The sequence below is a fragment of the Roseimaritima sediminicola genome (assembly GCF_009618275.1).
Lineage (GTDB): Bacteria > Planctomycetota > Planctomycetia > Pirellulales > Pirellulaceae > Roseimaritima > Roseimaritima sediminicola.
In genome coordinates this window covers 1-21728 of sequence record NZ_WIAD01000036.1, presented here as the reverse complement: position 1 = coordinate 21728, position 21728 = coordinate 1, and the positions used below count along the sequence as shown (strand labels likewise).

At 64.2% G+C, this 21728-nt stretch carries 19 protein-coding genes; 11 read left to right on the top strand and 8 right to left on the bottom strand.

Annotation, left to right across the window (positions count from 1 at the left end; translation table 11 throughout):
* Nucleotides 1–124: 124 nt before the first annotated feature.
* The 5 genes from GE027_RS16155 (at nucleotide 125) to GE027_RS16135 (ending at nucleotide 6892) form a co-directional block, all read left to right on the top strand.
* On the top strand, nucleotides 125–1042 hold the full coding sequence (locus GE027_RS16155; protein ID WP_153558251.1) for an ABC transporter ATP-binding protein: 918 nt from the start codon (nucleotides 125–127) through the stop codon (nucleotides 1040–1042).
* A gap of 19 nt (nucleotides 1043–1061) precedes the next feature.
* Entirely contained in the window at nucleotides 1062–2318 is a 1257-nt protein-coding gene (locus GE027_RS16150) for an ABC transporter permease (protein ID WP_153558250.1), read from the top strand.
* 259 nt (nucleotides 2319–2577) lie between these two features.
* Nucleotides 2578–3858 (top strand): glucose-1-phosphate adenylyltransferase, encoded by a 1281-nt coding sequence (locus tag GE027_RS16145; protein ID WP_153558249.1) that lies wholly within the window; start codon nucleotides 2578–2580, stop codon nucleotides 3856–3858.
* Nucleotides 3855–4559 (top strand): hypothetical protein, encoded by a 705-nt coding sequence (locus GE027_RS16140; RefSeq protein ID WP_153558248.1) that lies wholly within the window; start codon nucleotides 3855–3857, stop codon nucleotides 4557–4559. The genes GE027_RS16145 and GE027_RS16140 overlap by 4 nt, the downstream gene beginning before the upstream one ends.
* Nucleotides 4559–6892: a tetratricopeptide repeat protein gene (locus tag GE027_RS16135; RefSeq protein ID WP_153558247.1), complete on the top strand. Its 2334-nt coding sequence runs from the start codon at nucleotides 4559–4561 to the stop codon at nucleotides 6890–6892. The genes GE027_RS16140 and GE027_RS16135 overlap by 1 nt, the downstream gene beginning before the upstream one ends.
* Before the next feature lie 119 nt (nucleotides 6893–7011).
* On the opposite strand, the gene GE027_RS16130 is transcribed toward GE027_RS16135, so the two are convergent.
* A complete protein-coding gene (locus GE027_RS16130; protein ID WP_162006765.1) occupies nucleotides 7012–8355 on the bottom strand; it encodes a trypsin-like peptidase domain-containing protein in 1344 nt (447 codons plus the stop codon).
* 276 nt (nucleotides 8356–8631) lie between these two features.
* Nucleotides 8632–9027: a hypothetical protein gene (locus tag GE027_RS16125; RefSeq protein WP_153558245.1), complete on the bottom strand. Its 396-nt coding sequence runs from the start codon at nucleotides 9025–9027 to the stop codon at nucleotides 8632–8634.
* Nucleotides 9028–9215: 188 nt separating this feature from the next.
* Here GE027_RS16125 and GE027_RS16120 point away from each other — a divergent pair, with 188 nt between their 5' ends.
* From GE027_RS16120 to GE027_RS16110, 3 genes are all read left to right on the top strand, one after another.
* Nucleotides 9216–10487, top strand: a complete 1272-nt coding sequence (locus GE027_RS16120; protein ID WP_237607582.1) for a DUF4013 domain-containing protein — start codon at nucleotides 9216–9218, stop codon at nucleotides 10485–10487.
* A gap of 135 nt (nucleotides 10488–10622) precedes the next feature.
* Nucleotides 10623–10769 carry a membrane or secreted protein gene (locus tag GE027_RS16115; protein WP_153558244.1) on the top strand — a complete coding sequence of 49 codons (147 nt, stop codon included), beginning with the start codon at nucleotides 10623–10625 and terminating at the stop codon, nucleotides 10767–10769.
* A 242-nt stretch (nucleotides 10770–11011) separates the two neighbouring features.
* Entirely contained in the window at nucleotides 11012–11425 is a 414-nt protein-coding gene (locus tag GE027_RS16110; RefSeq protein ID WP_153558243.1) for a hypothetical protein, read from the top strand.
* Between the two features lie 68 nt (nucleotides 11426–11493).
* Here the strand turns inward: GE027_RS16110 and GE027_RS16105 are convergent, their stop codons facing one another.
* From GE027_RS16105 to GE027_RS16095, 3 genes are all read right to left on the bottom strand, one after another.
* Complete coding sequence (locus GE027_RS16105; RefSeq protein WP_153558242.1) at nucleotides 11494–13479, bottom strand: DUF4129 domain-containing protein; 1986 nt, start codon at nucleotides 13477–13479, stop codon at nucleotides 11494–11496.
* 18 nt (nucleotides 13480–13497) lie between these two features.
* Nucleotides 13498–14013, bottom strand: coding sequence for a GrpB family protein (locus tag GE027_RS16100; RefSeq protein ID WP_153558241.1), 516 nt, complete (start codon nucleotides 14011–14013; stop codon nucleotides 13498–13500).
* Between the two features lie 71 nt (nucleotides 14014–14084).
* On the bottom strand, nucleotides 14085–15764 hold the full coding sequence (locus GE027_RS16095; RefSeq protein WP_153558240.1) for a nucleoporin: 1680 nt from the start codon (nucleotides 15762–15764) through the stop codon (nucleotides 14085–14087).
* Between the two features lie 310 nt (nucleotides 15765–16074).
* On the opposite strand from GE027_RS16095, the gene GE027_RS16090 reads away from it, so the two are divergent.
* The gene (locus tag GE027_RS16090; protein WP_153558239.1) at nucleotides 16075–17934 is read left to right on the top strand and encodes a sensor histidine kinase; all 1860 of its coding nucleotides are present in this window, start codon (nucleotides 16075–16077) and stop codon (nucleotides 17932–17934) included.
* On the opposite strand, the gene GE027_RS16085 is transcribed toward GE027_RS16090, so the two are convergent.
* Complete coding sequence (locus GE027_RS16085) at nucleotides 17903–18331, bottom strand: secondary thiamine-phosphate synthase enzyme YjbQ (RefSeq protein WP_153558238.1); 429 nt, start codon at nucleotides 18329–18331, stop codon at nucleotides 17903–17905. The genes GE027_RS16090 and GE027_RS16085 overlap by 32 nt on opposite strands.
* A gap of 872 nt (nucleotides 18332–19203) precedes the next feature.
* On the opposite strand from GE027_RS16085, the gene GE027_RS16080 reads away from it, so the two are divergent.
* A complete protein-coding gene (locus GE027_RS16080) occupies nucleotides 19204–19428 on the top strand; it encodes a hypothetical protein (protein ID WP_153558237.1) in 225 nt (74 codons plus the stop codon).
* Nucleotides 19429–19531: 103 nt separating this feature from the next.
* Here GE027_RS16080 and GE027_RS16075 read toward each other — a convergent pair whose 3' ends face one another.
* Nucleotides 19532–19996, bottom strand: coding sequence for a RidA family protein (locus GE027_RS16075; protein ID WP_153558236.1), 465 nt, complete (start codon nucleotides 19994–19996; stop codon nucleotides 19532–19534).
* A 194-nt stretch (nucleotides 19997–20190) separates the two neighbouring features.
* The gene (hisI, locus tag GE027_RS16070) at nucleotides 20191–20670 is read right to left on the bottom strand and encodes a phosphoribosyl-AMP cyclohydrolase (RefSeq protein WP_153558235.1); all 480 of its coding nucleotides are present in this window, start codon (nucleotides 20668–20670) and stop codon (nucleotides 20191–20193) included.
* A gap of 411 nt (nucleotides 20671–21081) precedes the next feature.
* Here hisI and GE027_RS16065 point away from each other — a divergent pair, with 411 nt between their 5' ends.
* Nucleotides 21082–21666, top strand: coding sequence for a glycosyltransferase family 2 protein (locus tag GE027_RS16065; protein ID WP_162006764.1), 585 nt, complete (start codon nucleotides 21082–21084; stop codon nucleotides 21664–21666).
* Nucleotides 21667–21728: the final 62 nt, after the last annotated feature.

Here is a 21728-nt window from a genome sequence, read left to right as displayed (position 1 = left end):
CTGACAACTCGCTGGGTGCCATACCGGGCAACTGGCATTGACGTCCCGGGAGCGAATCGAGGAAACGTGAAGGAGCGGCCCGAAACGAGCGGCCCGGTGGGCCGAACCGTGGGAGACTGGCGAAATGGATTTCGCGCTGCAAACGATCGATCTGCGCAAAGCCTTTGGCAACCAGCACGTCCTGCGCGGCGCGTCGCTGCAGCTGGCACCGGGCGAGCGACTGGGGCTGCTCGGTCCCAACGGCGCCGGTAAAACCACCCTGATCCGCTGCTTGACCGGGCGGACGCGTCCCGACTCCGGCACTATCCTGTTGGGCGGCCGGCCGCTGGAACACCGCGATCAGCGGCATAGCCTGGGATTGGTGCCTCAGGAATTGGCCATCTACAGCGACTTGACCGCTCGCGAAAACCTGCAGATCTTCGGCCGCTTGTACGGCCTCCGCGGCCGCCACCTTCGCCAGCGCGTGCAGTGGGCCCTGGCGTGGACGGGTTTGAGCGACCGCGCCGGCGACCCCGTGGGCCGCTTCTCCGGCGGCATGCAGCGACGGATTAACCTGGCCTGCGGTGTGCTGCACGCCCCGGAAGTCATTCTGTTGGACGAACCGACCGTGGGCGTCGACCCCCAGAGCCGCGCGCGGATCTTCGCCATGCTGGACGAGCTGGGAGCGACCGGCACCTCGATCATTTTGACCACGCACCAACTGGACGAAGCCGAAACCCGCTGCGACCGGATCGTCATCTTCGATCACGGCCGGGTGGTGGCCGAGGGCACGCTGGACGAATTGATTCGGCGGACCCTGGGCACGGCGCGGCACGTCCGCCTGCGGGTGCACGGAACCGTCGCTGCAGCGCCTCGCTACTGGCGTCGAGGCGGCCGCGCCGACGAGCTGGAAGCGCAGCTCGAGGACGTTTCGCGGCGGCTTCCACAGTTGCTCGACAGTGTCGAGCGGGCCGGCCACAGGATCGCCGACCTCGCCGTCGCCGCGCCCTCGCTGAACCAGGTCTTCCTGCAACTGACCGGCAATAACCTGCGCGACGCATGAACACGGAGCCGCCCCTGCGATGATCTGGACCGTGGTGCAAATCAATCTGCGTCGATTGCGACACAGCCGCGTCGAACTGCTGCTTTCGTTCGTCGTTCCGCTGGCGTTCTTCAGCATCTTTGCGGTCATCTTCGGCGGTGGGATCGGCGGCCAGGACTCGCCGCGCATCAAAGTCCTGACGGTCGACGCGGCCGGCACGGCCCGCAGCGCGGCGGTGCTGGCACGCTTGGCCGACGCCCCGGGGCTGCAGCTGTTCGCCCTGCCGCCGCCAGAACACCCCGACGGCAAACACCCCGACGGCAAACACCCCGACGGCGAACGAACCGACCGCGAACGTCGGGCCCGCCAGCAGGTGCGCCGCGGCGAGGTCGTCGTAGCGTTGTTGCTGGAGGACGGTCCCGAGGGCCCGGCGGCCCGTCTGTTGGCCGATGCGTCCGACCCGATCGCAGCTCAGCTGGTTTCGGCGATCACGGCCCAGGCGATCAGCGTCACCGCCCGATCGACCATCCCCCCAACTCCGCCGGGCAAGCCCGCCCCGCCGGGCAAGCCAACTCCGCCGGGCACCCTGGTAAGCGTGCCGGGGGAAGCGCCGGCCGCGCGCCGGTTGCCGGCCGAAGCCGGGCTGAGTGCCCCGCGGATTAGCGTCGAGGACGTGCTGCGGGGCGACGAAAGCAAACCGGCGGTCAGCATGTACGCGGCCGGAATCGCCGTGATGTTCCTGCTGTTCGGCGCCAGTGGCGGTGGTGGAGCGTTGTTGGAGGAGCAGGAGAACGGGACCCTGGAACGCCTGTTCGCCACGCGTCTGACGATGGACCAATTGTTGCTGGGCAAATGGGTGTACCAGCTGGGTCTGGGCGTGGTTCAAACGACGCTGATGTTTCTGTGGGGACAATGGGTCTTTGGCATCGATCTGCTGGGCCACTGGCAGGGCTTTACGGCGATGACGTTGGTGACGGCCGGAGCGGCGGCGAGTTTTGGGTTACTGCTGGCGACGCTGTGCCGCACCCGCAACCAGTTGAACGGCCTGTCGGTGATCCTCGTGCTGTCGATGAGTGCGTTGGGCGGATCGATGGTGCCGCGCTACCTGATGGGGGAAGGATTGCAGCGAGCCGGTCTGTGGACGTTCAACGCCTGGGCCCTGGACGGTTACAACAAGGTGTTTTGGCGGGAGTTGCCGCTGGCCGAGTTGTGGCCGCAGATCTCGGTGCTGGTGGCCAGCGGGTTTGTCTTTCTGATGGCCGCCCGGGCGTTGGCCGTGCGTTGGGAGACCGGTTGAGCAGGCCGTTCTGGGGGCTGGAGAAGATAAACCGTCTGGGGACCATGGTCCCGCTGTAGCGAACGGTGGGCGACCGGCAGCGTGATTCGCGGCCCTTTGTCGGCTCGCCCCATGCAGCCCCCACGGGTAACTGGTAAGATGCGCCATCGGCAGTCGTTTGCATCATTCGCACTGCCCATTTGTGTCGTCATCACCCGCGCTTGCACCGAGCCGCGGGTTGCAACCGGGAAAGAACTTTTCAGATAAGGCACCGCCGATCATGCGGAATGCGATTGCGCTCATTCTTGGCGGGGGACGTGGAACTCGCCTGTTTCCCCTCACGAAGATTCGATCCAAGCCAGCCGTTCCGTTGGCCGGCAAGTACCGCTTGATCGATATTCCGATCAGCAACTGTATCAACAGCGACCTGAATCGGATCTACGTGTTGACGCAGTTCCTGTCGGTCAGCTTGCACCGGCACATCCGCCAGACCTACTCCTTCGATGCCTTCCGGGGCGGGTTTGTCGAATTGTTGGCGGCCCAGCAGACGGTCGAAGCCGGCACCGATTGGTATCAGGGCACGGCCGATGCGGTGCGAAAGAACCTGCGGTACATCGACCAGTTCGACGTCGAACACGTGGTCATCCTGTCGGGTGACCAACTGTACCGCATGGACTTTCGCGACATGATGAAAACGCATGTCGACAACAACGCCGATGTGACGATCGCCGGGATCCCGGTGGACCGCAAAGAGGCCGGGGCGTTGGGCATCATGAAAGCGGATGACACGGGCCGGGTGACCGGGTTCCTGGAAAAGCCGCAGAGCGACGAAGAGATCGACATGGTCCGCACCGATCCGGCCTGGATCGACGCTCAGGGCGTCCCGTCCAATGGCCGCGACTGCGTGGCCAGCATGGGGCTGTATATTTTCAACAAACAGTTCCTGGTCGATCTGCTGGAGAAGACCGCTTACGAAGACTTCGGCAAAGAGGTCTTTCCCACGGCGATCCGCACCCGCCGCGTCCAGCTGCATCTGTTTGACGATTACTGGGAGGACATCGGCACGATCCGCGCGTTCTACGAAGCCAACCTCAGCTTGGCGACGCGGAATCCGCCCTTCGACTTCCGCTGTATGGAATCGCCGGTCTACAGCCGTCCCCGCTTCCTGCCGCCCAGCCTGATGGAAGAGGCCAAGGTCTCGGGCAGTCTGATCGCCGACGGTTGCCAGATCGGCCCCGGAGCGGTGATCGAGAACAGCGTGATCGGGCTGCGGACGGTGATCGGCGAAAACGTCACCATCCGCAACAGCGTCGTCATGGGTGCCGACTACATCGACAGCAAGCTGAACCCGCGCGTCGATAGCGTGCCCCTGGGGATCGGAGACAACTCCGTCATCGAAGGCGCGATCTTGGACAAAAACTGTCGGCTTGGTAAGAATTGCCGTATCGTCAACGATGCGGGAACAGACAACCAAGGCGACGACGATCCGGTCCAGATTCGCGACGGCATCCCCATCGTCATCAAAGACGCTCAACTACCGGACAACTTCAAACTGTCATGACCTATTCAGTGCGGCGAAATCGTTCACTCGGCGGCTTTGTCGCCAGTTTGTTGACTGGTGGATGCGTGTGGGCCGGGGGATGCTTGTGGACGGCAGCCGCAGTGGCCGCGCCGCCGCTGGCCGGCGACCCGCCGTCGATCGAACAGGCCCAGCCGGCGGGCCCCACCGCCCCGCAGGATCTTGAAACCTCGCAGGAACTTGAAACCCCGCAGGAACCTGAAACCTCGCAAGTACCGGCCGATGCACCGCAGCCGGCCGCTCCGCCCTCGGGCCTTCGGCAACCGCCACCGCAATCGGCTCCGCCGTCGCTCGAGCGGCAGCGCGACGAGGCGGTTCGCCGGCAGATCCAGCGGGCGCTGGAAAAGGGCGAGACGGCCGAGACCGGCGATCCCATCCTCGATGGCGCGATCAACGCGATCCGTCGCCAGGGCAGCGTACTGGACAAATGGCCGGCCGAGCAGGCGTTGTTCCATCAGTCGCCCGAGGTTCATCGCGACCCGCCTGCTCTGGCGGCCGACCCGCGGGCCGACGACGCGCAGATGCGGGACGAATCCTACTACCTGACCGCTGAATCGCTGCTCCGCTCCGCCCGGCTGCTCAGCCGTTTGCCCGGCCGGGACGCCCGCCGCGACCAACTGATCAATCAGCTGCGCCGCGAAGCCCAGCGCTGTCTCGCCGGTGGCGACGTCCCCACCCACTAATGAACAAACTTCTTTTGTCGCGTCTGGCCCGCCTGTCCTCGCCCTGGCTGTGGTTTCCGCTGTTGGTGTGTGGATTGTGCGCGGTCGCCGTCCTGGCAGACTACCTTCGTCCCGGTCTGCCCGCCAACGCCCAGGCCAGCTACGTCGGCCGGCAGACCTGCGCGCAGTGCCACCAGGAGGAATTCGAAAAGTTCGTCGGTTCCCATCACGACCTGGCAATGGATGTCGCCAACGAAGACACCGTGCTGGGGGATTTCGACGACGTGACGTTCGAGCACGACGGGATCACCAGCCGCATGTTCCGCAGCGGCGAGCGCTTTATGATCCACACCGAAGGACCGGACGGCGAACTGGCGGACTTCGAAATCAAGTACGTCTTCGGCGTCACTCCGTTGCAACAGTACATGGTCGAATTCGACCGCACCGAGGCGGTCGCCGAGGACGAGATCGCGCGGTTGCAGGTGCTGCGGATCAGCTGGGACACGCTGCGGAAACGATGGTTTTATTTGCGCCCACCGGATGTCCAGGACAAACTGGAGCCCGACGATCAACTGCACTGGACCGGTATCGCCCAGCGCTGGCAAACGATGTGCGCCGAGTGCCACTCGACCAATCTTGTCCGCGGCTTCGATCACCAGGATCTGACCTATCACACCACGTTCTCGGAGATCGACGTCAGCTGCGAAGCCTGTCATGGCCCGGCCAGTTTGCACGTCGAACTGGCCAACCGACGGTCCCTGTTCTGGGATCGCGAGCACGGTTACGGTCTGACTAAGTTGAAGGCGGAATCCAACCAGCCACAGATCGACGCCTGCGCGCCGTGCCACAGCCGGCGCGGTCTGCTGGCCGCCGGACATCAAGCCGGCGATGCCTTCTGCGACCACTTCAACCTGGAACTGCTCCGCGAGCAGACGTACTTTGCCGACGGCCAGGTCAAGGACGAGGACTACGTCTACGGCTCGTTCATTCAAAGCCGGATGTACCACAAGAACATCCGCTGCACCGACTGCCACGATCCGCATTCGCTGAAATTAAAATTCCCCGGCAACGCCACCTGTACCTCGTGTCACCAACACCCGGCGGCCCAGTACGATACGCCGGCGCACCACCATCATGCCGTGGGCACACCCGGTGCCGCTTGCGTGAATTGCCACATGCCCACCCGCACCTATATGGACGTGGACGTCCGCCGCGACCACAGCCTGCGGATTCCGCGCCCCGATCTCTCGGTCGCGCTGGGCACGCCCAACGCCTGCACGGCTTGCCATATCGAAGACCGCTTGGAACAGGTTCCCGAGGACCAGCGCGCGGAACTGGAAGAGTACGCCGACTGGCAGGCGGCCGCCGAAGCCGGAGATGAAACGATCGCGGCCTTGATGCTGCAAACCGATCGCTGGAGCGACGAGGCGTGCGACCGCTGGTATGGCGCGAACCGCCGCCGCGACCCGCACTTTGCCGAACCGATCACGGCCCTGCGACGCGGCCAAACCGAAGCGATCGATGAACTGCTCGAGCGGGCCAAACAACCCAACATCCAAACCGCGGCCATCGCCCGGGCGACCATCCTGGACGAATTAACCGGACATCCTCAAGGTCTGGTTCGCTCGGTGACCACGGCCGAAGAACTGCTCGAGGACGAAACGCAGGAGCCGATGGTTCGCGCCGCGGCCATCCGCCTGTTGGCCGCCGCGCCGCTGCGTCCGGTGGCCCTCGGGCGATTGCTCGTGCCGCTGCTGTCGGCGGACAGTCGTCTTGAACGTCACGAAGCGGCCGTCGGCATGACGCAAGCCGGAATCTACGGCCACCTGACCGCTTCGCAACGGCAGCGGCTGGACATCGTGCTGTTGGAGGTTCGCGAGTCGCTGATGGCGTCGAACGATCGCGCCGGATCGCACCTGGCCTGGGCGATGCTGTGTGAACAACGCGGCCTGCATGCCCGAGCGATGGAAGCCTACGAAACGGCCATCCGGGTCGAACCCGAGCGTACCGGGGCGCGAGCCAACCTGGCGGCCCTGCTGGACCGGTTGGCCGCCGGCGACGTCACCGGCACCAGTCCCGAGACGCAGGCCCAACGCGCGGCCCGCGCCAAACAGCTTCGCAGCGAAGAACTGCCGCTGCTGGAGCGGGACGCGAACCTCGTGCCCGACAATGCCATGCTGCAGTACCGCCTGGGGCTGGCCTATTACCTGGACGGGCAGATGGACGAGGCGCTGGCCAAGCTGCAGCGGGCCGTGGAGCTGAGTCCCGAGGACGAGAGTTTCCAAGAGGCCCTGCGGTTGCTCAAGGAGAAGCTGGCCGAATCGGCCGCGACGGTCGAGCCGCGCAGTGAGTGACCGCACAACGCCCCTGGCTCGAGCAGGGTCTCGGCTGGGTCGACGAAGCCTGCCCGAGAGCAGGCTTCGTCCCGAGACGCTGGTTCGAGCCAGGGGCATGAACGGCGTGCAGCAGGATCTTAGTGATGCGTCGCGGGGCGATTGGCCAACCGCATGAAGCCGTACAGCGTGCGATTGCTGCGAAGGATGTAGAACTTGGTCTCCGCCGTACGCTGCAGTTCGGGGTGTTCGACAATCATCTCCAGGTCGTCCAGCGTGGCGGTGCGCCATTCGTGAATGCCCAACAGCACATCTCCCGGTTCGATGCCCTGACGGGCCGCCGGCGAACCGCTGCGGAGCGAGGTGATTCGCAGTCCGCCTTTGTAATTGGTCCCCAGCCGGCTGTTCATCCGCCGCACCGAAGAGATGTTCAGCGGTTCGGCGCGGATCCCGATCCATTCCCAGACCAGCTCTGCGGGAGTTCCCGTGCGGGCGTCCAGCCGCGGATGGCCGGCGACCAAGGTGAAGTCTCGAGTCGTTCCATCGCGCTGGACCTGCATCGCGATCGACTCACCGGGCCGCACGTCCAGGGCTGCCAAAGCCAGCTCGAACCGATCGCTGACCGGTCGGTCCCCGATGCGAACGATGCGGTCGCCAGGCTCCAGCTCGGTGCTTCCGGCCGCGGCGATCTGCAAATCCTTGGCGTCGCTGACCAACAGATCCTCGATGCCCAGCGAGGACCGCTGGCGGTTGTACTGCTCGATCATCTCGGTGACCGTTTCCAGTGCCTGATCCACGGGAATCGTAAAGGCGATCTGCTGCGCCCCCACCCGTACGGCGACGTTGATTCCGATCATCTGCCCTTCGATGTTCAGCAGCGGGCCGCCGGAATTGCCCGGATTGATACCGGCACTGGTTTGAATCAGATTGCGATAGGACTGGGTTTCGTTGACCGGCACGTCGCGATGCAAGGCGCTGATGATGCCCTGGGTCAGCGTGTTCTCGTATCCGAATGCGTTGCCGATGGCCAGCACCGGTTCACCGACCATCAGATCTTCGCTGGAACCCCGCGGGATCACCGGCAACGGTTCGCCGACGGTGATCTTGATCACCGCCAGATCGTCTCGCTTGCTGGAAGCAATTAATTCCGCCGAAAACGTTCGTTCGTCCTTCAGCGTGACCCGGATGTCGGCGACATCCTCGACCACGTGGAAGTTGGTCACGATGTAACCGCGAGGATCGACCACCACGCCGGTGCCCATCCCGTTGACTTGCCGAAAGGAATCCGGCGTCGCCCCGGCAAAGCCGGCCGCGGTCGCTCGCACAGTCTTCTGACCGTGAATGTTGACGACCGATGGACTGGCCGAACGGAAGGCGCGAACGACCGCCGTCTCCCGCAGCGATTCTGCCTGTGCCGCCGGCGCGGACATCGTATTTACAACCAGCACGCAAGCCAACATGCACTGCACTGTCAGCCGCGTCACTGGGATCAAGGTGTGGTGAAGCATAGAACCCCGCGCCGCTCTGCGAGCAGTTTCAGAAGGGATGACGCATCCACTTCCTACAACTGCGATAATGGGTGGATCTCGTAAGACCCTTATGCGTGCAAGAATCGGAAGCTCACCCCCTCCAGCTTGATGCCGCAGAGATCAACCGGCAAGGTTTACCACCCTTACCATGAACGGGCCGGCGTCCTGGCATCCGGCTTGCTGCTGGTAAGAAAGATTTCACAGGCTGGAAGCCTATGCCACAGCCGCGCGTCACCCGCCGAACACCGGCGAAGTCGGAACCGGATGGAAACGCGGCCACGGCACTTCGGGCAGCTTCGGCCCAGGTTCCTGCGGACCACACCCGTGCGGCCCCCCGGACGCGTCCTCCGGGCCACAGTTCCCCAAGGCACAGCCGGCCGAACCCATCGCGGCGTTGCCGGTGGCCGGTGGCAGCGGACCGCCGGCGGAGGGAACGTCACAGCCGCCTCGGCCCGTAGGCGAGAACAACAGGACTTTATCCAGCGTGCGCGGCCCGGCGACCGGCTCGCTTTCGTGATAGCGAACGCTGGGAATGTTCAGCGCGATGCACCCACCGTTGCTCAGCGCGGCGACGGCCAGCAACAGCACGGTCCCGCGGGCGGAGATCGATTGGCAGAGCGGTCTCATGGGCATTCTCGGACCGGTTTCCCGCGGCCGTTCCCTCGAACTCCGCGCACCGGCCAACCGTTGTCGGGCCCCCCCGCACTGTCTTGTATCGACATCCGTTACAAGCCACTTAATCGGAATTCTCTGTTTTTTCCCACCCGTTCCGGTAATGATGTCAAGATTCCAACTTCGCTAGCGAACAAACCCCAATGACTGCTCCCGACCCTCAGCCGATTGCCGCGAAGCTTGCCGACACCCGGCCGATTCCTGCGCGATTGGTCGAGCCGCCGGCGGCCTCGGAGGTGGTTCCGGCTCGCCTGGTGCACCCGGCCGACGCAGGCCCGAAGCCCCCCCCGCGCCGCGTCGGTCTTCTGCGGCGCGGCGGGCGATGGATCCGAGCGTCGGTCACCGCCACGTTTCGCATGGCGTCGTTGACGGTCCTGTTGGCCTTGATCACCGCGGTGCCGGCCCTGCAACTGGTGACATTCGGATATCTGCTGGAGGTGGTCGGTCGGCTCTCGCGAGGCGCGGCCCTGCGAGACAGTTTGCCCTGGTACCGCCACGCCACGCGGCTGGGCATGGCCTTGCTGGCCATCTTCCTGGTCAGTCTGCCGGTGCATCTGTTGACGCACTGGTCCCAGGTCGCTCGGTTGGTGGATCCACAAAGCGGTGCCGCGTCCCCGCTGCGGGCTGCCGGCATCGCCGCCGCGGTTTTGGCGATGGCCTTATTGGCCTGGGCCTGGATGCGCGGCGGACGGCTGCGCGATTATCTGTGGCCCGCGCCGCTGCGTTTTCTGGGCGAGTTCTGGCGGCCGAGCACTTGGATCCAAGCCAAGCAGGATCTGTGGAAATTGTTTTTGTCGCTGGAAATTCCGCGACTGTTTTGGTTGGGCCTGCGGGGCTTCGTGGGAACGATGATCTGGATCACGATTCCCGCGGTGCTGCTGATCGTGGCCAATCGCGAAGGTCGCGGCGGCGGAGCCGGGTTGTTGGCCGTGCTGGCGTTCCTCTCGATGGGCGTCGTGCTGCTGTACCTGCCGCTACTGCAAGCGAACTTTGCGGCCGAGAACCGGTTGCGGGCGATGTTTCAGTGGAGCGCGGCGCGGGACTTTTTCCGCCACGCGCCCTGGTCCTGGACGATCGCCATGCTGTTGGTTTACGCCCTGGCGATTCCCTTGTACCTACTGAAGATCGAAACCCTGCCCCGGGAAGCGACCTGGGTTCCGTGCCTGTTGTTCGTCGCTTTGATGTTGCCGGCCCGCGTTGCCACGGGACTGGCGATGCGGCGGGCCCGGCGATTGCCGCCACCCCGCGGGTTCTTTCGCGGCCTCGCCCGCTGGACCGCTCGCTTGCTGATGCCGGGAATCGTCGGCGCCTACCTGTTGGCCGTGTTCCTGTCGCAGTACCTGGATGTCCACGGTTTGGCCACCTGGTTTCACCAGCACGCCGTCCTCGTTCCGGTTCCGTTTACCGGAACCTAAGCGGGGTCCAGTTCTCCAACAATGAACACCAGGACAGCCAGGACAGCCAGGACTAGAAATAAGGAAAGCAATCGCATCGTGTTCGTGTTGACTTGGGAAGGTCACCATGGGTACAGCAGGGAAAAGGAGTCCCCCATGCGTCAACTCATGATAACCCTCGTCCTGCTCGCCGTGTGCGTCGCCGGCTGTGCGGCCGCGCGTGACATCCTGCTTCCCGGCAATGACCCATCGGACGTGAACCGCCGATTCTGGGACCAAACCTCCGACAATCCCTATCGGTAAGGATTCGATCCCGACCTGAGCCGGACGCGCCGGCGGGCTGCCCCCGCAGGAAAACTTCCGAGGTCCGCGTTCGCAGGTGGCTGCGATGTTTTCTCGGTTTGGCGCATCGGTTGCTCGTACGCAGTGGTGTTCACGTTAACTCTGGCCCGAGAACGCAAGATGTTGATGGTTCGACCATGCTCGAATTATCGACCGCTTGTTCTGCGGGCTGTTTACACCCTTGCGTAGTTGAGAGAGACACCATGAAAAAGCCAGGTCTACTGTTATCGTTCGGTTTGTTCGCTTTTGCCCTCGCCTTGGGCTGTACCGATGAAGTGGAAGACGTTGCCGAAGGCGACGCGACTACTGGCGAAGTGAAAACCCTGACCGGGGAAGTCGTCGCTGTGATCGATGCCAGAACGTTTACGATGAAAGACGAGCACAAGTGGCTCGAGGATGACCTGTTGACCGTTGTCTCCAAGACAGATCTACCGTTCGACTTGAACGACGAAGATGAAATCACGGTCACGGGGACGGTGCAAAATGTTGCCTACACGGAAATCGAATCCGGGTACGACTGGGATTTTGATCCGGTGATCGAAGCGGAACTGGAAGAGATCCGAGGTTTCTTCATCGCGGACTCCGTGGTCGTGACGGAGCATGAAGATGCGGACTGAGTCGAGGCGGTAACCGAGCCGGCAATAACGACAAGCCGCTAGCGGCCTGTCGGCCACAGGACAGGTTCTCACGGCGCGACGGCGGGCTCTGGATTGGAAGTGTGGGTGGAAGTCATCCACTGCCAGAGCGAACGGGCGGCTTGCAGATCTTCCGCTGCGACGTTGCGGCGGCCGTAGACGACCCGGTTGTAGGCGGCGGCGAGACGCTGCAAGTGGCCCGCCTGCGGCGGATGCGCACGTCCCAATCGGCGCAGAAACTCGCTGGGCGTTTCGTCGTCCCGCCGCGCCTCGCCCGCTTCGCGCGCCCAGGCTTCAAGGGCCGCAAAGCTGATCACGATCTGTTGGCGACCATCGGCGGAGGTTCCCGTCGGGTTTCGGAAGGAAGCGAAGCTGCGGTACGTGCGCTCGGCGACCGGTGCCGCATCGTCTTCCTCGGCCACGCCCAGGTCTTTCTGCCACCGCTTCCACGAAGCGAGGAAAGCTTGCCAAGCTGCGATCAATGCCGCTCGGTTGCGGATCACAAACCACGCGATCACCGCAACCAAGAACAATCCGATCAGCAGCTTCAGCAGCGAGCTGAACCGGGGCATCCACCGAGTCAGATCCGGCAGTTCGCGACGGGGACTTCGCTCACTCGATGCCGGCGGCTGCGACGCGTCTTGCTGCGAAGCCGCTCCGGACTCCCCTTCCGACGGTTCACCGCCCGACTGGTCTCCACCGGACGGTTCACCGCCCGACTGTTCACCGCCCGACTGTTCTCCGCCGGACGGTTCTCCACCGGACTGTTCTCCACCGGACTGCTGGCCACTCGACTGTTCGCCACCGGACTGCTGGCCACTCGACTGCTCGCCACCGGACTGCTGGCCACTCGACTGCTCGCCGCCGGACTGTTCTCCACCGGACTGTTCTCCACCGGACTGTTCTCCACCCGACTGTTCACCGCCCGACTGTTCACCGCCCGACTGTTCGCCGCCCGACTGTTCGCCGCCCGACTGTTCGCCGCCCGACTGTTCGCCGCCGGACTGCTGGCCGCCCGACTGGTCTCCGCCTGACTGCTGGCCACTCTGCGACTTTCCCTGTCCTTGGTCTCCTTCCGTGCCTTCGCCGCCGCGTTCGGCGGAGGCTTCCACGCGGCTCTGCGGGTCCTCGACACCTTCCTCGCCCCAGCCCCAGCGACTGGGGCTGAGCCACTCGGGCGACTCCACGGCCGCGGGCAGCTCCAAGCGAGCCAGGGTGTGGCCCGGCAGCGGCAGCAGGAAGCTGGCCATCAGCAGCAGGACCGTCAGAACGATCCCGCCCCCAATCCAGCTGACCGACACCTTGGCCGGCATCTCGGTACCGCGGCGGCGGAGGTAGGCTCGCAAGGCCAGAAAGCTGGTCGCCACCAACAGGCTCAGCGTTGCAAACAGGTACGTCGCCAGGGCCCAGCGAGCGGCGCCGGCAACCTGCGGGTCATGGGGCAGCAGCCACTGGCCCAGGCCGAACAGCGGCAGGGCGGCCATGGCCAGCAGGAAGACGGACCGGCCGGGTTTGGTTGCTCCACGGCGGCGCCGTTTCTTGCGGCCCGACTCCGACGACTGGGTCGCGGCGACGGTGGTGGTCCCGTCGAGCTGGACGTCGGTGTGGCGAGCAGACCTTCGGCCGCCCAACAGTTTACCGGTGCCCAACAACCCTTCGCCGCTGGCCCGTTCCGCATCCTCGATCACCGTGCAATCGGCGGTGATGTGATCGGCCAGGAACCAGACCAGGACGATCATGGCCAGGGCAAACACGGGGTTGCTGAACTGGGCCAGCACCATCAGCGTGGCCAGCCCCAGGATGCCGGCATAGACACTGGCATGGGCCCGCCCGAAATCCAGCGAGATGCGGGCGATGCCCGTGGCCCCGACGATGAACATGAACAGGATGTACGTCAGCCGCATCGTGAACTCGCCGCGGTAGATGCACAGGATCAAGAAGTGCACCAGGGCGGTCAGCATGACGACGATCAGCGACGGGCAAAGGCTGACGGCCGCATAGTCGGCCACGGTCATCTGTTTTCGTTCGCCGGCCATACCGCACGTCTCCCGCCCTCAGCGTCCCGAACGGATTTGATCTTCCAAGTGCGAAAAGTAGATCGCCTTGGCTTGTTGGTAGCGCTCGCGATCCGCCTGCGAGGCTTTCCAGTGATGCACCTTGGCTTCCTCGTAGCGGAGGGCGGCGTCGCGGTGTTCGCGGAGCCAATCGCGAACGGCCAACAGACGTTTCCACAAGGGACTATCGATCTGCGTCAGGTACACACAGTGCGTGGGTTCGCCGTGTCGCGGCTTGCGCAGCAGCACCGCATCGTCGGCCCACTCGGGCAGTTCGGTGACCTGAAAGTTCAGCCCCTCGACGCGTTGCCGCGCCGGATCGAGTCCGGCCGGATCGACTACGCCGGCCAAGACGTCGACGATGGGTTGAGCGACGAGGCCATCGATGGCCGTGCTGCCGACGTGCTCGACCGCCTGCACCCAACCGGTGCAGGACATCAAGACGCTGCTGCGCGTTTGTTCAAATTCCTGACGCCACTGCGGATCGTAGTGCATCAGGCGGACTGGGTGGTTCATCGCCAGACTCCTAGGCGGCGGGCCGCGGGACCCGCTGGCCTAGGGGACCTGGTGAACAGCGGCTGGTTCGATCAGTCCTGGATCAGCATCGCCACGGTTTCCGCCGGCAGGCGGCTCGCGACACTCTCCACGTACTTGGCGTCCGCCGGACTCAGCCGACGCAGCGGCACCGTGCAGGTGCGACCGTTGGACTTCTGCAGTCGCACATGCGTTTCGGTGATCTTAATCAGCCGACCTTCGGTGGAAAACCCACCGGTGTTGTCGATCCAAACACGCGACTCGGTGGCCGAGAGCGGATCGACCGAAGCACTGACCGTCGAGGCGGCGTCACGAGCCTTGGCACCGAAGATGTCCAGGGCGTCGGTTTGCTCGGCCTCTTCCTCTTCGGGGGTGCCGAACAGATCCTCTTCGGCCGGAGCGGCTTCTTCCTCGGTTGCGTCGGCCGGGCCGAACAAGTCGCCCATGGGTGCGGCGTCACCGGCCGGTTCCATCGCGTCGGCCGGACCGAACAGGTCTTCGCCCGGTGCAGCTTCTTCACCGGCTGCGTCGGCAGGTCCAAACAAGTCGTCACTCGGCGCGGCGTCACCGGCTGGCTCCATGGCGTCGGCCGGCCCGAACAGGTCGTCACTCGGCGCAGCCTCTTCGGCCGGCTCCATCGCTTCGGCCGGCCCGAACAGGTCGTCACTCGGCGCAGCCTCTTCGGCTGGCTCCATGGCTTCGGCCGGGCCGAACAGGTCGGTCTCCGATGCAGCTTCTTCCGCCGGTGCGGCGTCTTCGGCCGGACCGAACAGATCCCCACTCGGCGCGGCCTCTTCGGCTGGCTCCATGGTTTCGGCCGGGCCGAACAGGTCGGTCTCCGGTGCGGCTTCTTCGGCCGGTGCGGCGTCTTCGGCCGGACCGAACAGATCCCCACTCGGCGCGGCCTCTTCGGCCGGTTCCATGGTTTCGGCCGGGCCGAACAGGTCGGTCTCCGGTGCGGCTTCTTCGGCCGGTGCGGCCTCTTCGGCCGGACCGAACAGATCACCACTCGGCGCGGCCTCTTCGGCCGGTTCCATGGTTTCGGCCGGTCCGAACAGGTCGGTCTCCGGTGCAGCTTCTTCGGCCGGTGCGGGCTCTTCGGCGGGTTGCATTTCCTCAGCGGGAGCAGCTTCTTCGGCGGGAGCAGCTTCTTCGGCGGGAGCGGCTTCTTCGGCCGGAGCGGGTTCTTCGGCCGGAGCGGGTTCTTCGCTGGGCAACGCGATTTCTTCGGCCACCGGATCGGGCGTGGCCGGGACGGGCATCGGGTCGGCATCGCTGGGCGAAGCCACATCATCGGGAACCGGAGCCGTAGGAGCTTCCGGAGCCGGCGGCTCTTCGGGCACGCTGGGCGCTTCCAGATCTTCGACAGCCGGCTTGAGCGACTCGGGTTGTGAGGGCTGCGCCGGTTGACCGGATTCGATTGGCGAACCGGAATCGATCGGCTGGCCTGATTCGATCACCACGCCTTCGTCACAGCAGCCGGCCGAAGCCGCCGGAGGGCAAGCAGGCTGGATCACGACCACCGGAGCCGGATCACAGCATGATGACGCCGGCGGGCAGGCAACAGGCGGGCAGGCAACGGGCGGGCAGGCAACGGGCGGGCAGGGACTGGGGGCCACCTGACAATGGGCCCGTTTCTTCAGCCAACCTGCCGAAGCGGGGCTGAAACACATGATCGTGGTCAAGGTGCCCACGAGCACCGATTGAAGAACACGGCGGGTCTTTCGGCTCATTACAGTTTGCTCCTCCGCAGCTAGCGCGGTTGGATCCCTAAAAGGTTTGCGAGAATCGAAGATAATAAACGAAGATGATAAACGAGGGGGGGGGTGGGGCAGGGGCCGGGACGCACCCGGCCGAGCGTGGCGTTGGACTCAGTTGCTATGCTAGTTCTCGTTATGGGTGGCAGCAAGCAACGGATTCTTGGTAGTTTACACCGACCGCCGGCGGTCGTCACGCTTTTTACGGTTTCGCCGGTTACACCCTGCTCGACAAGGCAAACCTCGCCCGAGCCCGCATCCGTTGACCTCCCTGAGCTCCGGTCTTATGTTCCGACTGCTGCAAAACGTCTTTGCATCGATGAGCTTGGAACGCAAGTCGGTGCTGCTGTTCGTCTCGGCCCTGGTGCCGCTGATGTTTGCCGCCTTTTGGGTCGTCCAGCTGTTGGCCGGACGCCTGGTGATCGACCGCACGCGGCAGGTCGCCCGAGACTTCGGCGCCGCCAAAATGATGCGGGTCCACTGCGACGCGATCTACGGCAGCGATCTGGACGAGACGGCTCAGGAGGTCAAGCTGGATGTGCTGAACGAACTGGAGAGCAAACTGCTGCGGCCGGAGTACGACTATCAGGTGCTGAGCCTGGGCGAAGGCGGCACGACCTACGACAACCTGTCCGACGCGGCCCAGCCGGCCGATGCCGCCGAACGCGCCTTACTGGAGCAGCTGGAGAACAAGTTCTATCTGCGGCTGGAGCAGTACCTGGCCAAAGACCGTCCGGACCTGGCCCAGCGGCCGATGGTGTTGGAGGAGAACGAAGCGTTCACGCAAATCGCCCCGGGCTCGCAACCTCTGTTCGCCGAGCGTGGCCCGATCGACGGTCGCTATATCCATTACACGCCGGTGTTCAGCGAACCGGAGTGCCTGGTTTCGTGCCACAGCCCCGTCCAGCCGGTTTCGTTCGCCGCCGACGAAGACCCCAAGGTGCTGGCCCAGCAGTACCCGTTTCGCGTGATTCGCGTCAGCATGCCCTACCACGCGACCCAGCAGGCCAATGCCTGGATCCGGGCGGTGGTGATCGCCGTGGCAATGCTGATCATCGCGATCACCGTGGTCGTGCTGCACCGTATCATGCGGTACCTGGTCCTCTCCCCGCTGTACCACCTTCGCGACGTCAGCGATGCGATCACCCATGGCGATACCGACATGCGGGCTTCGATCGAAACCGAAGACGAATTCCGCGAATTGGCCACCGCCTTCAACCGCATGCTTCGCCACCTGGTGGAAACTCGGCAACAGATCCAGAACGTCAACGACGAACTCGATCAACGCGTCGACCAATTGGCCCAGTTGAACCTCCAGCTGTACGAAGCCAACCGGCTCAAGAGCGACTTCCTGGCCAATATGAGCCACGAGCTGCGGACGCCGCTGAACAGCATCATCGGATTCTCCGAGGTGCTGGCCGGCATCGACTCGCTGAACGACAAACAGCGACGCTATGCCACCAACATCCAGAAAAGCGGCCGTGTGCTGTTGGAGATGATCAACGACATCCTCGACCTGGCCAAGGTCGAAGCCGGCAAGATGGAGATCCGTCCGGTGGCCTTTGATCTGGCCATGCTGGTCCAGGCCCAGTGCGACATGATCCGCAGCCTCTCGGAAGAAAAGAACATCCAGCTGACGGTGACGGCCAGCGACGAATTGCCCAAAGCCGTCCAGGACCAAAACAAGTTCGGCCAGATCCTGACCAACCTGCTGAGCAACGCCATCAAGTTCACGCCCGAGGGCGGGATGATCCAGGTGAATGTCCGCGAGCTGGAGGACGCGAGGTTCGAGCTGTCGGTCTCCGACACCGGCGTGGGCATCGCCGAGGAAGACCAATCGATCATCTTCGAAAAATTTCGCCAAAGCCGCAAAGTGCTCGACGGCGAAGGGCTGACCCGAGAGTTTTCCGGGACCGGCCTGGGACTGTCGATCGTCAAGGAACTGAGCAAGCTGCTCGGTGGCGAGGTGACGTTCGAAAGCCAGCTGGGCCGCGGCAGCACGTTCTACGTTCGCCTGCCGCTCCGCTTGCCGCCGCGCCCCTCGGGTCCACCGCCGGCACCGCTGCTGGCCGACGCCGAAACCCTGACCAGCGAATCGCTGAACACCCACGTGCTCAATCGCGTTCGACCTCCCCATGAATCGTGATCACCAGGTTCCGGCTTCCGCCCCGGTCGCGATGCTCGCATAAATAGATTCCCTGCCACGTCCCCAGCTGCAACCGGCCCCGGGCGATCGGAATCGTCAGACTGAACCCCATCAACGAGCCCTTGACGTGCGCCGGCATGTCGTCCGGGCCCTCCAGCGCGTGGCGGTAGGGCAGGTCCTCGGGGACCAGATGGTTCGCCGCGGTTTCGAAATCCACTCGCACCGTCGGGTCGGCGTTCTCATTGATCGTCAACGAGGCGCTGGTGTGCTGGATAAACAGGTTCATCCAACCCACCTTCACGTCGGCCAGTCCCTCGGCCGCCTCACACACGGCGTCGGTAATCAAATGAAAGCCGCGCGGCTTGGCCGGCAAGCGAAGGGTGCTCTGCGTCCACATGCGATCCTCAGCTGCTCCAGAGAGAGAGAGAGAGTAAAAAACTGCGAAACCGGTTTCACGGCCGCGAAGGCTCCTGCGGCCCCCAGCTGATCCGCGTCCACCGGCCGCACCGTTCACCTTGGCGGTGAAGGTTTCCCATTCTGGGATATCCTCTCAGGACGGACGAGCCGGGGCAGCGGTATAAAATGCCCATCCGTCAGGCTGCCAGGAGTCCAGCCGGGAAAAAAAATCAGGAAAACTTCTCGGCTTTTTCATTGCGTCCAAAGCGGTAAAAAAATCTGCGACATCCCGTCCCACCCGCCTTGACGCGCGGCGGTCAACGGGCCTTGACATCAACACCCCAGCGGGCTCCGAAGGCGACCGGAACGGTCCGTAGAATCCAGCTAAAGGAGCAATCCTTTCCCTAACGGCCAGTCGCGCCGCTGGGTTTGCCGCCCCCCTAGGCCCGTTCCCTGCCGCCGATTTCCCCGCCGATTGCCAGCGTTTTGCCGCCTCGCACCGGGTCCTCAGAGCCTTGCAAATGGCGGCCGAGGGCCGCTGTAGAGCAATGGGCGGCAACAATTTTCTTGACTGAGGAGCAAAGCCGGCAATAATCGCAGCATGCCGGTCAGGAAGCCGTGTCAAGCCGTAACGGAGTTATTCACCTAAGGGGGAGGTTTTCCCCGGTCGACATAACCGTTACGGACGGTTCTTGAGGACACGCATCGACAACCCGTCTACGCATCGAACAACCGGCCACTATCCCACAACTTGTTGATCCGCATCGGGTTCCCGCGAACCCGCTCCCTGGTCGTCGCGAAACCGCCTCACCGGAGAGACATGCTGACAGACGCTAACACCCTTTTGTTTCCTCCCGGTTCCAGGGACTTGGTATGAACAACTGCAAAAACGTATTCGAAGCCATCCTCCGCTACGGTCACGACGAAGATTTCGTGCCCCAGGAAGACAATGAATTTTCCCGCACCGATGCCCCGGCCGGCTCGTCGGCAAAGATCGAAGTGCTGCGCCGCCGCGTCGAACTGGGCCAGCCGCTGTGGCACTACGAAGACCGCGTGGACTACAGCGGTCTGACCGGTGCGATCCGCCCTCGCGAATAGTCCATCCTTCTCCGTGTGGACCAATGGTCTTTTGACCCAGGCCGCCGTTGCCACGATTCGTGGCAGCGGCGGCTTTTTTTTGCGGCGGCGTCAACGTTTCCTCTTAGGACTTGATCTCGAAGATGGCTTCGATCTCGACGGCGATCTTTCCGGGCAAGGCGTTGGTCCCCAGGGCACTGCGCGCCGCCACTCCGGCATCCTCGCCGAACACGTCCCGGAACAGTTCGCTGCAGCCGTTGATCACGGCCGGCTGTTGGTCGAACTGTTCGGTACAGCGAACCAGGCCCAGCAATTTGACCAGTCGCACGACGCGGTCCAGGCTGCCCAGTTCGTTCTGCAGCGTGGCCAGCATCCCCAGGCCGGTCAGGCGCGCGGCTTGAAAACCCGCCTCGACATCCAGATCGTCGCCCAGCCGCCCGGTGATCAAGGTCTTGTCGTCCTTCAGCGGACCGTGCCCCGATAGGTAGGCCATGTTGCCCGCGATGACCAAGGGTTTGTACACGCCCACGGGTTTGGGACTGATCGGCAGTTCAATGTTCAACTCTTTCAGTTTGGCTTCGGCGCTCATGGCTTGGATGGTCTGAATCTCAAGAAGGAAGGAAACGGCGACGAGCTCCGGCTCGTGCGCGCCGCCCCAATCCTAGCCGAATCCGTTGCCGCTCGGCACCGCCGTCCGGTTCCGGCAGCCGTCCCGCGTTCAGCCATGGAAGTCCCGCGTTCAGCCATGGAATCCGAGCAAGGCCGCGGCCCATCGGAGCCCACTCAGTCGTTGGAACCGTAGACGCTGGCCGGATCGACCAACACCGCCGCGTTGACTTCGACCGATCCGTCGCGGTGGACCGTGCGGTAGAAGCAGCTGCGGTAGCCGTCATGACAAGCCGCACCGCGCTGGCGAACGCGCAACAAAATCGTGTCGCCATCGCAGTCCACCCGCGCCTCGACCACCTCCTGCGTATGACCGCTGGATTCGCCCTTGCACCAGATGGATTGGCGGGAACGGCTGTAGTAGGTCGCCCGCCCGGTCTCGAGCGTTTGCTGCCACGCCGCGCGGTTCATCCAGGCCAACATCAGCACCTGGCCGTTGTCGGCGTCCTGAGCGATGGCCGGCAACAAGCCGTCGGTGCCCCGGGCAAAATCCGGCAGGTCCGGCTGCGCAGGCGAAGACGCATCGTGCGAGGAAGAATCCTGGGGCGAGGAAGAATCCTGGGGCGAGGAAGAATCCTGGGGCGAGGACGGGGTCATAACAGACGGCGGGTCAGCGGGACGAAGGCCAGACGGGGCAGGGCGGCGCCGCATTATAGACGCCCCGCGGTGGTATCGAACCCCGCTCGCCCGCGTCACCCGGCGGCGGCCCAGTCTGTCGATTGATTCGAAAACGCATTGCTTGCGTGAGCCGTTTGGGCGAACGCTCCGGTTTTGCGGTGACGAAACCGGAGCGTTCGCCTAAACAGCTCAATAAATCGACAGGCCGGGCCCGCACAGGCCACAGAAACGCTACAGCGAGCCGTGTCGGGACTGGGCTTGAACCCGGGCGAGCCGAGATGCCGATGATGCTTTCTGGGACAGTGGATTCATGCACAGTGAATTCCTGAAGGGGGCCGCCCGCAACCCCTGCCTTCTCCCCCCGCGTCCGCAAGAGATGAGATGTCCGCGATGGCTCAATTCAGCGTTGTCCTGCCGGTTCGCGACTGCCAGTACAGCATCATCGACGAGGTCGAACAGTTGCTCGACGCGCTGCCGGGAATCATCGACGAAGCGGCCGAGGTGGTGGTGGTCGACGACGGCAGCCGCGACGCCACGGTCGACGTACTGGCCGAACTGGAGCGTCGCCACGCGGGCCTGCGCGTCGTCTGCCATCCGCGGCCGCGAGGCATGGAGGCGGCCGGGCAGACGGGGCTGGAGAAATCGATCGGCGATGTCGTTTTCATTCGCGAAACCGATGCCCCGGTGCGTCTGGAAGACCTGCGACAGTTGTACGAGATGAGCCGCGACCGATCGGTCGTCGCCGCGCGGGCCCAGTCGGCGCCGAAATCTTTCGAGGGGCCGCTGATGCGGCGGCTGAAGGCCTGGAACCCGGCCGGCGCGACCCACCGGATCGACCGGGTGGGCGCCGGCCTGCAAATGATCCGCCGTCCGCACCTGCAGCAGTTGGCTACGCCCGCCGGCCAAGCGACGCCCCTGCAGCGCGAGCGGATCACCCTGGTCCGCCAAGACGCGGTCCAGGCTCGCAGCCTGTAAGAAAAACGATAGGGGTAGGGAAGCCCGGTTGAGCCGGGCTCCCCTCCCTCCGAACCGTGCGT